Below are 15235 nucleotides of genomic sequence, written 5' to 3'. Positions count from 1 at the left end.
AGAGTTTTATAAAATTTTTATAAAGGAGTTTTTTTTATGGAAGACATTCGTGTTTTAATAGTAGATGACTCGGCACTGATGAGGAACCTGATAGGGAAGATTGTTGATGCTACACCCGGGTTAAAGATAGCAGATAAGGCGATGAACGGCCGATTTGCCCTTCAAAAACTTGATCGTGTAGCTCCGGACGTTATAGTCTTGGACTTAGAAATGCCTGAGATGAATGGTATTGAATTCTTAAGAGAGTTAAAAAAACAAAATATAAAAATTCCGGTAGTAATTTTGTCCAGTATTGCAAAAGAGGGAGCAAAAATTACTATGGATTGTTTAGAGCTTGGAGCTTGCGACTTTATTACAAAGCCGTCTGGTTCGGAGTCTGCTAATTTAGCCACCGTTTCAGAAACTCTTTCAAAAATGTTATTGGCCTATGGCCGCCGCCATCAAATCGAAACGGGTACTAAAGGCGGTGAGGTAAAAAGAACAATTATCAGCCATCAACCGGCACCGCTTCCAAAGCTGCATCCTGCACCTGAAGCTCCAAAAAAAGAAAAGCCTCAGGCTCAGCGGGAACCCGGAAATATTCAAATCATTGCTATCGGTATTTCAACCGGAGGCCCCAATGCTCTTCGTCAAGTATTTGCATCTATTGATAAGGACTTACCCCAGCCGATAGTTGTTGTACAGCATATGCCTCCTGGATTTACAAAAGAATTTGCTGCAAGTTTGGATAAAATCTGTCCTCTTGAAGTAAAGGAAGCCGAAGATGGAGATATTGTAAAATCCGGCCGCATTCTTATCGCTCCCGGAGGAAAACACTTGGTTGTTGAAAAACGTTCTCTTGCTTCCGTTGCAAAGGTTATAGATACTGAACCCCAAAGCGGTCATAAGCCCAGCGTTGATGTTCTATTTGAATCTGTTGCAAAGGAGTATCAAAACCATGCTCTCGGTATAATAATGACGGGTATGGGGAAAGATGGAGCTCAAAATATCACAAGGCTTTATACAGAAGGCTCCCGCACTATTGGCCAAGATGAGGCTTCTTCAGTTGTATACGGTATGCCCCGTGTCGCATGGGAAATGGGAGGCGTCATGGAGCAGGTAAGTCTTGATAATATGGCTTCAGTTATAAACCGCTATGGAAAGGAATTTGCTTAAAAGCAGTTTTTAAGACTTTTAATTTTTATAAGGCTGCAAAAAAACCGTCCTTTACAGGACGGTTTTTTTTCTTGATTATTGGAAGTTTTAAAATAAATTTAAGGAAGCTCTAGACGCTTCGGTGTTTTAGGGATTCTCTTACAGCCTGATAAAATTCAATAAGAGCTCCCCGTCTTTTGAATAAAGTTTGATCTCATTTACCGTAAGTTTAAGAATTGCCGTGTTTTTTAAATTTTGCTCAAAGGCCTTATCAAATGGTATTCCTATAGTATTTGACGGATCGACATGTTTTTTTTCATGTATTTGAAAATTAAAAAAATATTCGGTTTGCTTCGTCTTTGTTTTTTGCTTCCATATTCCGGTATAGTTTGTTATTCCGCTGGCAGCTTCAAATTTTCCATCCTTTAAAAACTTAATGCGGGAAGTATTCATATTTGCATCTAGAAATATATACTGTCCGTTTTCAAGGCAGCAGCCTGCCAGTCTCCAAACCCTTTCGGTGATGTATTCATCGAGAGGGACTGAAACAAATCCTTCTTTCAGCTGATTATCTATTTGATTTTCTTTTTGTGCAGATTTTAGGGTTTTACACGAGCCGATAAGAACCAAGCTCATCATAGCAAACAATAAAATAAAGTTTCTTTTCATGTTTTATATTCTACTTAAAAGTTTGAAAAAAACAAGATACCTTATTGCTTTTTTTTTGCTTTTGATGTAACATTGCCCCACATCGGTTGGAATAACCTTATTTACAGCTTTGGGGAATTAGCTCAGTTGGTAGAGCGATTGGTTCGCAATCAATAGGTCGTGGGTTCGATTCCCATATTCTCCAATACCTTTTCTATAAAAATATATAAACTTCTAAAACTTCAGTTTTTAGGAATGACATATAGCGTTTTATTTCGGGAGCATTTTAGATGAACCACACTTTTAAGAATTTTTTAGCTAAAAAGAACATTGAAATATCGGCTAAGCGTTATTTTATAGATGCCATGAGTGCAATGGCCATGGGGCTTTTTTCTTCACTTTTGGTAGGCACTATATTAAACAGTATCGGCCTTAAACTCAATATTCCTTTTTTAACCGAAACCGTCTGGCCTATTTGCCGTGATATGACGGGGGCGGCAATAGGCATAGCCATAGCTCATTCTTTAAAAGCTCATACCTTTGTGCTTTTTTCTGCAACTATAGTGGGCTTTGCAGGAAACAAGCTCGGTGGGCCTGTAGGAGCCTTTGTCGCAACAATAATCAGTACTGAGCTGGGTAAGGCCGTCTCCCGCGAAACAAAGATTGATCTTATAGTTACCCCTATGGTAACTATTATTTCGGGAACCATTATAGCAGCTTTGATAGGCCCCGGAATGTCTTCTTTTATGACATGGCTGGGACAAATCATAATGGATGCTACTGCTCTACAGCCTTTTTGGATGGGAGTTACGGTTTCTGTTTTGGTAGGTGTCATTCTTACTCTTCCGATAAGCAGTGCAGCCATCTGCATGATGCTTTCCCTTGCAGGGCTTGCAGGAGGAGCTGCAACAGTCGGCTGTGCGGCTCAGATGATAGGTTTTGCGGTGATGAGCTATCGGGACAACGGGTTTGGAGGAAGTTTTGCAGTCGGTATAGGTACCAGTATGCTCCACATGCCCAATATTATCAAAAATCCTAAGATATGGATTCCTCCGACCTTGACGGCGGCTATCTTAGGCCCCATAGCTACTATTATTTTTAAAATGGAAAATATCCCGCTAGGTTCAGGAATGGGAACCTGCGGACTTGTGGGCCAAATAGGAACTATCACAGCAATGGAATCTATCGGAAGAGGAGGTGCCGGCACTTATTTTGCTATTCTTCTTTTACATTTTATTTTACCGGCTGTTTTAAGCCTGTTTTTCACCTATATTTTACGAAAAATAAATTGGATTAAGGACGGCGACTTAAAGCTGGATCTTTAAAGCATTTTTAGAATAAATTTATGTTATAAAAAAAGACGGCGTAATTCTTACGCCGTCTTTTTTATTTAAGAAGCTCTTTTATTTAGCCCCAAAAAGCCTTTAGCATAGGAGCTATAACCAACGAAACCATTGACATAAGCTTAATTAGGATATTTATGGAAGGTCCGGAGGTGTCTTTGAAAGGGTCTCCTACGGTGTCGCCTACAACAGCGGCCTTGTGAGAAGGTGAGCCTTTTCCGCCTGCGATTCCGCCTTCAATCATCTTCTTTGCATTATCCCATGCACCGCCTGCATTGGACATAAAGACAGCCAATACAACGCCCGATACAGTTACTCCGGTTAAAAGACCGATTAACATTGCAGGGCCTCCTGCGAAGCCGACAATGATTGGTGTAATTATTGCTGCAAGGCCGGGGATAATCATTTCTTTTAATGCGGCTTGAGTACTGATATCTACGCATCTCTTATAATCCGGTTTTTCGGTATTTTCCAAGATTCCGGGGTGCTGTTTAAACTGGCGGCGAACCTCTTCAATCATCTTATGAGCTGCCTTTCCTACGGCCGACATTGTTAGAGCCGAGAACAAGAAGGGGAAAACACCTCCCAATAAGATGCCGACAAGAACGTTAATGTTTGTAATATCTACGCTTGCAACACCGGCCTGTTCTTTAAAAGAGGTAAAGAGGATGATGGCTGTTAAGGCTGCAGAACCTATTGCAAAGCCCTTACCGATAGCAGCTGTTGTATTTCCTACGGCATCGAGACTGTCTGTAATATTGCGTACATCCTTGGGGAAGTTAGCCATTTCAGCAAGGCCTCCGGCATTATCGGCGATGGGGCCGTAAGCATCAACTGCCAGCTGGATTCCCAGGGTTACCAGCATACCTACAGCAGCTATACCTACACCGTAAAGGCCTGCCAACATAAAGCTTGAAAAGATTGAAGCACCGATTAAAATCACAACAGGAAAGGCACTTCTCATACCTACGGCTAAACCTGAAATAATGGTAGTTGCAGCTCCTGTTTCGCAAGAATCTACTATGCCTTTAACCGGTTTTTTTCCTGTGCCTGTGTAGAATTCGGTGATTATACCGATTAAAACGCCTGCAGCAAGACCTATTACTGTAGAAGCAAAGATATGTAAATAGCCTTGAGTTCCGTTAAATGTTGCATCTCCAATGATGAATTTTACCAAGAAGAAAACAAAAACGGTTGCAACGATTGCAGCTCCGAAAGTTCCCATATTAAGCGCTTTTTGAGGGTTTGAACCGGGTTTTGCTTTTACAAAGAATGTCCCGATTAAGGAAGCTGCAAGGCCTACAACCGAAATCAGCAATGGCAGAATCATCATCTTAATTTTTAAAGAAGAATCGGGAGTATTTACAATTAAACCTAAAATCATAGCACCTACCAATGAGCCGACAAAAGACTCAAAAAGGTCGGCACCCATTCCTGCTACGTCTCCTACGTTGTCGCCTACGTTATCGGCAATAGTGGCAGGATTTCGGGGATCATCTTCGGGGATACCCGCTTCAACTTTTCCTACAAGGTCTGCACCTACGTCGGCAGCCTTTGTGTAAATACCGCCGCCTACACGGGAGAAAAGAGCAATGGAGGAAGCTCCCAGTGAAAAAGCTGTGGCCAAGGGTAAAATAATATCTTTAAGGATATTTTCTGTAGTTCCCAATATTGAAGTAGAAAGAATAAGAACGATAAAAAGACCTATAAAGGCAAGGCCTACAACGCTCATTCCCATAACGCTTCCGCCTGAAAAAGCAATTTTTAAAGCTCCGTTTAGTCCTTGATCCTTGGCAGCCTGTGTTGTGCGTGAGTTTGCCTGTGTTGCAACACGCATACCTATATAACCTGCCGACATTGAAGCAAGAGCACCAAGTAAGAATGAAAGGGACTGAAACCTTAGAGCCCCATTATTTCCGATAGCCAAAAAAACGGCAACTACGACAATGAAAGGAATAAGAGTTAAATATTCTCTTCTTAAAAAAGCCATAGCTCCATCGGCTATATGGCCTCCGATTTCTTTTAAAGCCTGATCCGAAACCTTTTGTTTATAAATCCATAAGGTCCTTACAAGTGCATAAGCCAGGGCTGCAATTCCGCCTCCAAGCACAGCATACAATGCGAGTGAAATGCTCATTTTTTCCTCCTGTTGTGTTGTACAACTTTGAATAGATTATACGGCTTTTCCGTCATAATATCTTTAAATTTACCATATTTTTAAGAGTTTTGCAAGTAGGGGAAAAACAGTTGATATCAACAGGCGGCTATTCTCTTATCTCATCAAGGTTTATCCTAAATTCGTCTAAAAGTTTTTCTCTTATCGTCTCGTCATCAATGCGGTTAAAAACGGGTTTAAAGGATGCCTCGATTAAGAGCTTTTTAGCACTCAGTTCGTCAAAGCCCCGTGTCATAAGATAATACAGCTTAGCCTTGTTTACGGCTTCAAAACTCGCTGCGTGTTCACCTATAACGTCGTCTTCATCACAAAATATTGTGGGGATTGTAGCCCCTACAGTGGTTTTATCGAGCATAATAGTGTTATCCGAAAACCTTGCAATAGACTTTGAACAGCCCCTGTTTAAAAATATATTTCCCCGGAACATCTTATGAGCCTTGTTCTTTAAGGCTCCCTTTGCCGTAATTACGCCGAGAGAATTTTTTCCATTGATGATAAGATTTTGTTCCAAGTCAATGTGCCTTGTCTTATCTGCAAAGTAGAGGGGATATATTTGAACCTCGGCCCATTCTTCGGGCATATAGGTTGAAGTTGAGCTTCCGTTTATCCTTGCCCCAAGCTGAATGTCGTAAAGGGTAACTTGTGCCTTCTCCATTGCAGATATTTTTACCGTTTCAAAATTGATGCCGCAATGCGAAAGGTTTTGCACCTTTATAAATTCCAGTTGCGAGTTTTTTTCTGCAACTATGCTTAAAAGGCCGTTTCTAAAAATATCGGTTTTTGAGCAATCATATTCTCTTACATCATAGTAAAAAAATATTTTAGCCCTAGCTCCTTCTTCAATTACAATAAGGTTTTGGTCATAAAGAACATTATTGGCCTGATCCATTGTAAAATTGATTAGAACATTCGTAACTTGTGTATTATCTTTGCAGTTTTTTACTTTTAAGTAAATACCGGAATTTCTTTTATCCTTTACTTCTTGTACATAATTATCCCCGAGACCGCAATTTTTTTCGCGTTTTGTCTTTGTAAAATCAAAGAATTTTTCTATATTCTCCGAATTCTCCGAAGGGGAGGTTTTTAAAAATTGCTCAATCGGCATTTGTTCTATATTTTTATTTTCGGCCTGGCCATCGGCCTGGCCATCGGCCTTACAGTTTAAATTGCAAAAAGGCTTTGTAGGGATATCCGTTTTTGTATAATCAAGCCGTTTAAAATAAGTTCTGTCACTCATATCTATCCTATAGTTCCTTCCAATTCGATTGTAATAAGGTTGTTCAATTCAACGGCATATTCCAAAGGCAGTTCTTTGGAGATAGGTTCGACAAAGCCCTTGATGATAAGGGATTTTGCGGCGGCCTCATCCAAGCCTCTTTGCATAAGGTAGAATACCATTGATTCACTTATTCTTCCGATTTTAGCCTCATGGCCTATGTCCACATCATCGGTATGGGATTCTATAATCGGAATCGTATCGGAGCGGGATTTATCGTCAAGCATTAGGGATTCACATTCGGCAACAGCCTTAGTTCCCGTTGCGTTTGCTCCTATGTATAAAAGGCCTCGGTAGTTTGATTCCCCACCGTTTTTGGCTATTGAGCGGGAGTGCATTTCCGAGACGGTGTTTTTTCCTATGTGGACGGTTTTTGTTCCCGTGTCAAGACATTGCCCCTCCGAAGCGAAGGTAACACCTGTAAATTCGGAACGGGAACGGTCTCCTTTTAAGATGCTCATGGGGTAGAGCATGGTAACCCTGGAACCGAAAGAGCCTGAAACCCATTCAATAGCTCCGTCTTCTTCGACTATAGCCCTTTTGGTGTTTAAGTTATATAGGTTGCGAGACCAGTTTTCGATTGTAGAATAACGCAGTGTTGCTTTTTTTCCTATGTAGAGCTCAACAGCTCCTGCATGGAGGGCGTTTTTATAGTATTTGGGAGCACTGCATCCTTCGATAAAGTGGAGGTAGGCTCCGTCTTCGACAATTATGAGGGTGTGTTCAAACTGTCCCGACTGTTGAGCATTTAGCCTAAAATAGGACTGAAGCGGGAGTTCAACTTTTACTCCCTTTGGAACATACACAAAGGAGCCGCCAGACCAAACTGCACCGTGAAGGGCTGCAAATTTATGATCATTCGGCTTTATAAGCTGCATAAAATGCTTTTTTACTATATCTTCGTACTTATGAACGGCCGTTTCCATATCTAAGTAGACTACACCTTGTTTTTCCAATTCTTCTTTTAGACTGTGATAAACGACTTCCGAGTCATATTGGGCACCAACTCCTGCGAGGGAGTTTCGTTCGGCTTCGGGAATGCCCAGCCTGTCAAAGGTCTTTTTTATTTCTTCCGGTACATCATCCCAAGTCTCGGCCAAGGGCTTTGTATCGGAAACAATGTAGTGGATTATCTCTTGAATATCCAAATCGGAAATATCGGCTCCCCATTCAGGCATGGGCCGCTTATTAAAGTATGCTAGGGATTTAAGACGTAATTCCAGCATCCAATCGGGCTCTTTTTTGCGCGCAGATATTTTTTTTACGACTTCTTCGTTTAGGCCGAGTCCTGTAGAGTATTTATAGTCGATGCTGTCTTTTATATCATAGACACCGCGTTCTATATCCGAAACAAAGGTTCTCTTTCTTTCTTGGAAGAGAGTTGTTTTCTCTGTTTGTTTATCCGCATTTTTGTTTATGGTTTTACTCATAGGCTTTCTTTTATGTTTTCGTACCCGTTCTTTTCGATATATTCTACCAGTTCAAGGCTGCCTGTTTTTACAATGGTGCCGTCGACAAGAACGTGTACAAAGTCGGGTTTAATATAGTCTAAAACCCTATTATGATGGGTAATAATCAAAATTCCCATATCGGATGTGCGTATTTTAGAAACGCTTTCAAAGACGGTCTTTGTAGCGTCAATATCCAGCCCCGAATCCGTCTCATCGAGGATTGCAAGTTTCGGGTTTAAAATAGCAAGCTGTAAGATTTCGTTTTTCTTTTTTTCTCCACCCGAAAAGCCGACATTTAAGCTGCGGTTCGCGTATGCAGGATTGATTTTAAGCTGCTTCATTGTGTCAGATAAAAGTTTATGAAATTTTATCGCAGGTGTTTTTTCGCCTGTTACAGCTTCTTTTGAAGCACGCAAAAACTCTTCTATTTTTAAGCCCGGCACCTCTTCAGGTATTTGGAAAGAAAGGAATATACCTTTTCGAGCCCGCTCATAAACAGGAATGTCATTTATAAGCTCGCCCTCAAAGAAGATTTTGCCTTTATCAATGTTGTACTGAGGATTACCCACAATAGCCGCTGCCAAAGTGGATTTTCCGGCTCCATTTGGGCCCATTACCACATGAACCTCTCCCTTGTTTATACTCAAATTAAGATTTTTGAGAATCTGCTTCTCATCAACCGACATTTGAAGTCCTTGTATATCTAATAGTTTCATTATAACTCCCGTAATTTTGCATAATTGCCCATATAATATAACAATTTGAGAGGTAATATTCAATAAGAAAACAGGATAAAAATTTTGAAGTCTTTTTGCCTCATCTATTTTTATCTATTGACTCTGATACATCGATAATTTATACTCAATACCTATGGAAAGACTGATATTTACTTTTAATGTTGCACAAATTGTCCTATTCGGTGTCGGGCTGATTTGCTTTGTAGTACTGTTTTTTGTACCGGCCGGATACGGTAAAATGATAAATAAAAAATGGGGATTTTCCTTTAATAATAAAATCGCTTGGTTTGTGATGGAAGTGCCTACACTTATTACCATGATTGTCCTAATGTGCGTATGGGCTAAGCCTGAAAATTTTGTAAGAATTATAATCGGCCTTTTTTTTGTATTGCACTACGCTCAAAGAGTTCTTATATTTCCATTTTTACTTAAAGGAAAAAGTAAGATGCCCCTCCTCATCGTTTTGATGGGAATTACATTTAATACGATAAACGCCTTTTTAATAGGTGCATGGCTTTTTTACCTTTCCCCCAAGACCATGTACCCTATCTCGTGGCTATATGATCCCCGTTTTATAATCGGAGTTCTTATTTTTTTACTTGGGATGGCTATAAACATAGATTCGGACAAGTATATACGTTCATTACGAAAACCGGGAGATAGTGCACACTACTTTCCTCATAAAAGAATGTACAGGTACGTATCCAGTGCCAATTATTTCGGCGAAATATTGGAATGGTTCGGCTTTGCTCTATTATCGTGGAGTTTTGTAGGCCTCTTGTTTGCTTTTTGGACCTGTGCCAACCTTGTTCCCAGAGCCTATACTATAAATAAAAGATACAAGGAAGAATTTCCTGAAGAATTTTCAGCTTTAAAACCTAAGAGGGTATTTCCTTTTATATTTTAGATTCAACTTAATTAATACCTATTTCAGTTACTGCCTTTCTTTTACCGAAATATCTAACCACTTCGGCAATAAGCATAATTATACAGGCAAATGCACAAATAAGAGTAAGTAAGACAAATGCACGCCAGTCTAATAATCTATATATAACAACACTCATAAAATTATTTAAAGAATGGAGTAAGATACATGCATAAAGAGATTGTGTCTTTTCATAACAATAGGCTAATAGTAAACCATCCAACATAGTTACAGTAACTTGTAAATAACCTCCGTTAAAATGCATTAAGCCGAATAATATTGAAGAAACAAGAGCCGCTATTTTTGCATTAAATAATTTTTTTGTATCATCATAGATTACTCCTCTAAATATAAGTTCTTCATATATAGGTGCTATGATAAGAGCCGTTATAAACTTCCGGAAAACTAAGGGCTCGTATATAAAATAGGTATTAAATATAGTACGGATAGTAAAGCTTTCTTTCCCCGTAAATCTATTTAAAAAATAAATAATCGAGTTTTGTATAATATTTTTAAAATAATTAAAATCGCGGAATACAACCCATGTTATAAACATAGTTATACTTATAGCAAGTAATAATATTTTTATAACCGTGGAAAATTTAAAAGGCTTAAATTGTAAAAGATTTTTATTTTCTTGAAACCGTTTAAAGGTTATAACCGCAATGCCCAGTACAGTATACACAATAGTCAGAATTATAGACCAGTATTCTTCTTTATACATAAAAATATATACATATATAATATCAATAATAAAAAATGCAATAAAGGCTTCAAATATAACCGATATAAACCAATAAAAAACGGTTAAAATCTTCTTTTTGTTATATGGCATAAAATCATTCCCTTATAATGAGTGCCTTTCTTCTGCCGAAATACCTAATCCCTTCGGCAATAAGCATAATTACACCGGCAAGCATACAAATAAGAGTAAGCATAACATATGCGCGCCAGTCTAATAATCTATATATAACGTTACTCATCAAATTATGTATAGAATGGAGTAAGATACATGCATAAAGAGATTTTGTCTTTTCATAACAATAGGCTGATAGTAAACCTCCCACCATTGTTACAGTAATCTGTATATAGCTTCCATGTAAATGTATCAAGCCGAATAATACCGCAGAAACAAGAGCGGCTATTTTTACATTAAATAATTTTTTTGTATCATCATAGATTACTCTCCTAAATATAAGTTCTTCATATATAGGTACTATGGTAAGAGTCATTATAAATCTCTGAATAACAAATGGTTTGTATATAAAATAGGTATTAAATATAGTACGGACGGTAAAACTTTCTTTTCCCGTAAACCTGTTTAAAAAATAGAAAAATGAGTTTTGTATAGTATTCTTAAAATAATTAAAACCGCTGAATAAAACCCATGCTATAAGTGTAGTTATAATGATGTCAATCAAGTATACTTTTATAACCGTAGAAAACTTAAAAGGCTTAAATTGTAAAAGATTTTTATTTTCTTTATACCGTTTAAAGGTTATGATTGCAATACCAAGTACCGTATATACAAGAGTCTTGAGTATATACCAATATTCTTCTTTATACATAAGTACATCTACATATATAATCTCAATAATAAAATATGCGGTAAAAGCTTCAACTATAACCGATATAAACCAATAAAAAACGGTTAAAATCTTCTTTTTGTTACTTATCATAAAATAAAACCTCTTTATAAAAAATAGCCGTAACAGAGAATATTTTGTTAGTTAAATTTTATATTGGTATGTTCCTCATTTTTGTTTTATTGTTTACTCTTCCTTTTTTCTTCATTTATATAGTCTTCCCAGCCTGTATAATAACCGCCTCCTGAACCGCCGCCTTCGCGCCCGCCGCCGTCTACATGAGGCGGAGCAAGAGGATCATTGAAGTGCCCGCTGCAAATCGAAGCAATCGGTTCAATAATAGATGGGTTTTCTACAGAAAAAAGCCCACACCCTCATTAGTTGTTTTCTTGTTGGTATTAAAATCCATATTTCCTCCATAATGATAATTAAAAACCGGATAAGCTTATGCTTACCGTTAATAAGAGATGACACTGTTACGGCTTCACTTATAAGTATAGGGCAGGTCTGCTTATTTGTCAAGGAAACTATTGACAGGAAAATTGTTAAAAATAGCTATCTTGAAAAAACATTAAAAATCATTTATTCTATTCACCGTATTTATCTTTACCGGATAAAATTATGAAAAAATCGTTTTTTAGTATATTTTTTTGTTTTTTTGTTTTTTCTTTTAAGCTGCCCGCACAACCCCTTGACGCTCATTGGACATTAGTGTTTGCCGGCAAGAATATAACGGTTCCGGTTTTTTGGAATGGAAATATTTATACGGCAGGGGACGATAAGGCCCTAAACTGTATTACCTCTCAAGGCACATTTTTATGGCGAAGAAATACAAGTGAATTCCCAAGCAATTTTTTATCGGTTTCTCAAGCAGGACTGGTTTACATGGTTACTGCAAAGGGGAATATTGAAGCCTTTTCTTCTCAAGGGATGCCTCTTTGGACTTATCCTTTAAAGAAAAAACCAATTTTTCCCGTACATACTGCACGGGATGGGCGCATTTTTATAATCCAAGAAGATAACATAATTTGTCTTACTTCTTCGGGAAAACTAAAATGGGAAATTCCCCTAGTTTCCGCACCCATATTTCAGCCTTCTGAAACAGGTTCCAAAGATATAGTTTTGATTTTAAAATCGGGGGATTTCTTGCGTGTTTCTATCTTCGGTTCGGTTGTAGAGCAGCGCAGGCTTAAAAAGACCGTCTCGGCTATAGGGGAGGCTCCTGAAGGGTACATTCTTGCTTGTACGGACGGTTCAATTTCGTACTACAAAACGGGAGGAGGCTCCGAAGCTCTTTGGCAAACTACCGAGCCCGAAATATGCAGAAATGCTTTTTATAAGGGCGGAAAGGTTCTTTATATGTTTGAAAGCGGTAAGCTGATTTTTAAAGATTTAAAGACTAATGAACTTATATGGGAAGAAAAAACTTCGGGTAATTTTTCGGGCGGGGTGCATTGCTATGCAATCGGCAACGAATTCAATATTACCGCAAAAGGATTCGGCTGTCTTATTACAGACTCAGGGCGCATCAAATGGGAAAAAAAGATACCCGAAACCGATTTTTTCCCTATTATAACCGAAAACGGGCTTTTAGTCGGAATAACAAATGAAATTTTAAACGCTTACAGAGTCGAAACAAAGCTCTTACGAAAGGGAACAAAAATAAGTTCTCCTGATAGTTTCTATTCTATAGTGCAAAAAGACGATAAGGGTAAGGATGACCTTCCGTTTTTTGTTGAATATGCTACTACGGCAGAACTTTTAGATGTTATACAAAAAGAAATAGAAAACGGCGCAGTAGGCGAAAAGGAACCTCGCTATGCTTTTCAGTTAAAAACCATATTGGAAAATAAGCGCAAGGCTTCATATTTTGCGCAAGATTTTAATGCCTTTGATAGAGCAAGGGCTGCAGAGCTTTTAGGAAGGTTAGGCTCCTATGAATATAGGGATATTTTATTGAATGGAATCTATAAAATAGATGACCCTGATGTGCTCGCCGGAATTTTGCGGGGCTTGGAGCATCTTGCCTATGATCCCGACGGCAAGACAATGGAAGGTATACGTTTTGTTATGGGAAAGGCCAAATATGATGACATAAACCTTATGGCTGCAGTCTGTGATTGTTTAACTGCACTGATGCGTTTCGGCGATCAAGAAACTTCCCGGGCTGCTATTTCAAGCCTTTTTTATGTAATTAAGGGGCCTTATTCAAATATTATTCAAAATTATGCAAGACAAAAACTAAAAAATATAGTACAATAGGAAGAACGGAGGATTTGCTTATGAGAAAACTATTGGTTTTTTCGTTTTTTACACTTATGTTAATTTTTTCAGGTTTTGCAATTGAGGTTGACAGACCTGAAATTGACTCTGTAAGAAATAGGGCTATAGAATTTATTAACTACAACGGCCCCCATGATGTTGTCGATAGTGTTGACACAATTCGAGGTATAGGCTCTAATCTTGCAGGGGCAGTACAAAACGGACGTGCAGGAGATATGAACAGATACGCAGTTATTCACTGTGTAGACCCGGAAACAAAAGAAGGCCTTGATGCGGATATCTTTATTATAGGAAAAGATGCCGGTGTTGATCATATAAATAATGTAAGGCTTATTATCTCAGGATATTTAATGTCCGCTTACGGATATTCCGGCAGAGATGCGGCAACTCTTGCACACTTTGTTACAATCTATAATGCCGTTTACCGCGGGCAGATGGATTTTTTTAATCAAAAGTACAAGCAGGTTGTTACAAAGAATTTGACAAAAGAAAAAGCCGGTTTAGCCCTGCGTTATGATGAATGGCCGGGTCAAACTCAAATAGTCATTCCGCTAACAGACCAAAAATATGCCGGTACTATAAGTTCAGTAGATACGACTTCTATTTCCGATAAAAAGGTTGTCGAAAAAATGCGTGAAGATGAAGATAAGGACATTGAAAAACGCAAAGAAATGGTTGACCTAAAAGAAAGAGAAAGCGAAGAAGCTGCTAAGCGTGCAGAGCTTGCAAAGAAAGAAGCCGAAGCAAAACAAAAAGAAGCTGATAAGCAAAAGAAAGAAGCCGAAGCAAAGCAAAAAGAAGCCGATAAACAAAAACAGCAGACTGAACAAAAACAGCAAGAAGCTAAAAAAGCAGAAGAAAAAGCTGCAAAAACAGGAAAGCCTGAAGATAAAAAAGCTGCTGAAGAAAAGCAAAAAGAAGCTGTAGAAGCTCAAAAAGAAGCGGAAAAGAAGACCGAAGAGGCTAAAAAAGCTAAAGAAACTGCCGAAGAAGAGCAAAAAAAAGCGGATGAGGCCAAACAAGAAGTAAAAGAAGAAGAAAAGATGGCCGAAAAAAAGGCTGAAGAAGCTCAAACTGATAGGAAGGACATTGCTTCGGATACACAGAAAATCATAGAAGATAAAAAGGCTGAGAAAAAAGCCGAAGGCGATGCTGCTATTGCTTCGTCAATTCCCGGCTATGGTTTAAAGGTTGTAGATGAATCAAAGATGCTTTCTGAATTGGTTCTTCTGGATCTAAAAACGGAAGAAGAACTTAGAACTTCGGGAATCAATACGATTAGAGGAAGGAACCTCTACATTGTAGGAAAAAATCTGATGGCAATAGCCGGTACTCAGTCCGGTAATGCTGTAATAGCCCTTGTACTGATAGATTCAAAATCCCTTGAGATTGTTAAACAAAGTCAAGAGAATATTGCAGGTGAAAGTGTTTTGGTAAAAAACGAAAACGATTATTATGCAGTAATTGATAATAACGGAAAATATTTAATAGGACGTTATAATGACAAACTTGAACTTCAAGCTAAATCTGCCGTGGAAGTACTACCCTATACACCTATAACTGTAGGCGATAAGGGTTTATTGGTTCAAGACAGCAAGAACAGTATCCGTTTATTAAAACTAACCGATTTAACCAATATAGTTGTCTCTGAAACAGAGTCAAAATAAGGAGTTTAC

Annotated in this window: 12 protein-coding genes and 1 tRNA gene; 6 read left to right on the top strand and 7 right to left on the bottom strand. The window is 38.4% G+C overall.

Annotation, left to right across the window (positions count from 1 at the left end; all coding sequences use genetic code 11):
• The first annotated feature begins 36 nt into the window (after nt 1–36).
• Nucleotides 37–1155 carry a protein-glutamate methylesterase/protein-glutamine glutaminase gene (locus tag E4N74_RS09350; RefSeq protein ID WP_044977738.1) on the top strand — a complete coding sequence of 373 codons (1119 nt, stop codon included), beginning with the start codon at nt 37–39 and terminating at the stop codon, nt 1153–1155.
• 138 nt (nt 1156–1293) lie between these two features.
• Here E4N74_RS09350 and E4N74_RS09345 read toward each other — a convergent pair whose 3' ends face one another.
• Nucleotides 1294–1803, bottom strand: a complete 510-nt coding sequence (locus E4N74_RS09345; RefSeq protein ID WP_255817283.1) for a hypothetical protein — start codon at nt 1801–1803, stop codon at nt 1294–1296.
• A gap of 111 nt (nt 1804–1914) precedes the next feature.
• Between E4N74_RS09345 and E4N74_RS09340 the strand changes: the two genes are divergently transcribed.
• Both E4N74_RS09340 and E4N74_RS09335 read left to right on the top strand, forming a co-directional pair.
• Nucleotides 1915–1987 (top strand) — tRNA-Ala (locus E4N74_RS09340).
• Between the two features lie 85 nt (nt 1988–2072).
• Nucleotides 2073–3107 carry a PTS sugar transporter subunit IIC gene (locus tag E4N74_RS09335; RefSeq protein WP_044977736.1) on the top strand — a complete coding sequence of 345 codons (1035 nt, stop codon included), beginning with the start codon at nt 2073–2075 and terminating at the stop codon, nt 3105–3107.
• A gap of 82 nt (nt 3108–3189) precedes the next feature.
• On the opposite strand, the gene E4N74_RS09330 is transcribed toward E4N74_RS09335, so the two are convergent.
• From E4N74_RS09330 to sufC, 4 genes are all read right to left on the bottom strand, one after another.
• A complete protein-coding gene (locus tag E4N74_RS09330; protein ID WP_044977735.1) occupies nt 3190–5262 on the bottom strand; it encodes a sodium-translocating pyrophosphatase in 2073 nt (690 codons plus the stop codon).
• A gap of 127 nt (nt 5263–5389) precedes the next feature.
• Nucleotides 5390–6538 carry a Fe-S cluster assembly protein SufD gene (gene sufD / locus E4N74_RS09325; RefSeq protein WP_255817282.1) on the bottom strand — a complete coding sequence of 383 codons (1149 nt, stop codon included), beginning with the start codon at nt 6536–6538 and terminating at the stop codon, nt 5390–5392.
• 2 nt (nt 6539–6540) lie between these two features.
• Nucleotides 6541–8007 carry a Fe-S cluster assembly protein SufB gene (gene sufB, locus E4N74_RS09320; RefSeq protein WP_044977733.1) on the bottom strand — a complete coding sequence of 489 codons (1467 nt, stop codon included), beginning with the start codon at nt 8005–8007 and terminating at the stop codon, nt 6541–6543.
• Nucleotides 8004–8744, bottom strand: coding sequence for a Fe-S cluster assembly ATPase SufC (gene sufC, locus E4N74_RS09315; protein WP_044977732.1), 741 nt, complete (start codon nt 8742–8744; stop codon nt 8004–8006). The genes sufB and sufC overlap by 4 nt, the downstream gene beginning before the upstream one ends.
• Before the next feature lie 154 nt (nt 8745–8898).
• Here sufC and E4N74_RS09310 point away from each other — a divergent pair, with 154 nt between their 5' ends.
• Nucleotides 8899–9672, top strand: coding sequence for a DUF1295 domain-containing protein (locus E4N74_RS09310; RefSeq protein ID WP_255817280.1), 774 nt, complete (start codon nt 8899–8901; stop codon nt 9670–9672).
• Nucleotides 9673–9679: 7 nt separating this feature from the next.
• Here E4N74_RS09310 and E4N74_RS09305 read toward each other — a convergent pair whose 3' ends face one another.
• Both E4N74_RS09305 and E4N74_RS09300 read right to left on the bottom strand, forming a co-directional pair.
• On the bottom strand, nt 9680–10525 hold the full coding sequence (locus E4N74_RS09305; protein WP_255805060.1) for a CPBP family intramembrane glutamic endopeptidase: 846 nt from the start codon (nt 10523–10525) through the stop codon (nt 9680–9682).
• A 4-nt stretch (nt 10526–10529) separates the two neighbouring features.
• Complete coding sequence (locus E4N74_RS09300) at nt 10530–11369, bottom strand: CPBP family intramembrane glutamic endopeptidase (RefSeq protein WP_255805059.1); 840 nt, start codon at nt 11367–11369, stop codon at nt 10530–10532.
• Between the two features lie 528 nt (nt 11370–11897).
• Between E4N74_RS09300 and E4N74_RS09295 the strand changes: the two genes are divergently transcribed.
• The gene (locus E4N74_RS09295; RefSeq protein WP_255805058.1) at nt 11898–13538 is read left to right on the top strand and encodes an outer membrane protein assembly factor BamB family protein; all 1641 of its coding nucleotides are present in this window, start codon (nt 11898–11900) and stop codon (nt 13536–13538) included.
• Between the two features lie 20 nt (nt 13539–13558).
• Nucleotides 13559–15226, top strand: coding sequence for a P83/100 family protein (locus tag E4N74_RS09290; RefSeq protein ID WP_255805056.1), 1668 nt, complete (start codon nt 13559–13561; stop codon nt 15224–15226).
• Nucleotides 15227–15235 lie beyond the last annotated feature (9 nt).

Source organism: Treponema putidum (genome assembly GCF_024401155.1).
Taxonomy (GTDB): Bacteria; Spirochaetota; Spirochaetia; order Treponematales; family Treponemataceae; genus Treponema_B; species Treponema_B putidum.
Note: the sequence above shows the minus strand (reverse complement) of the source record. Positions and strands in the feature narration are given on the sequence as shown.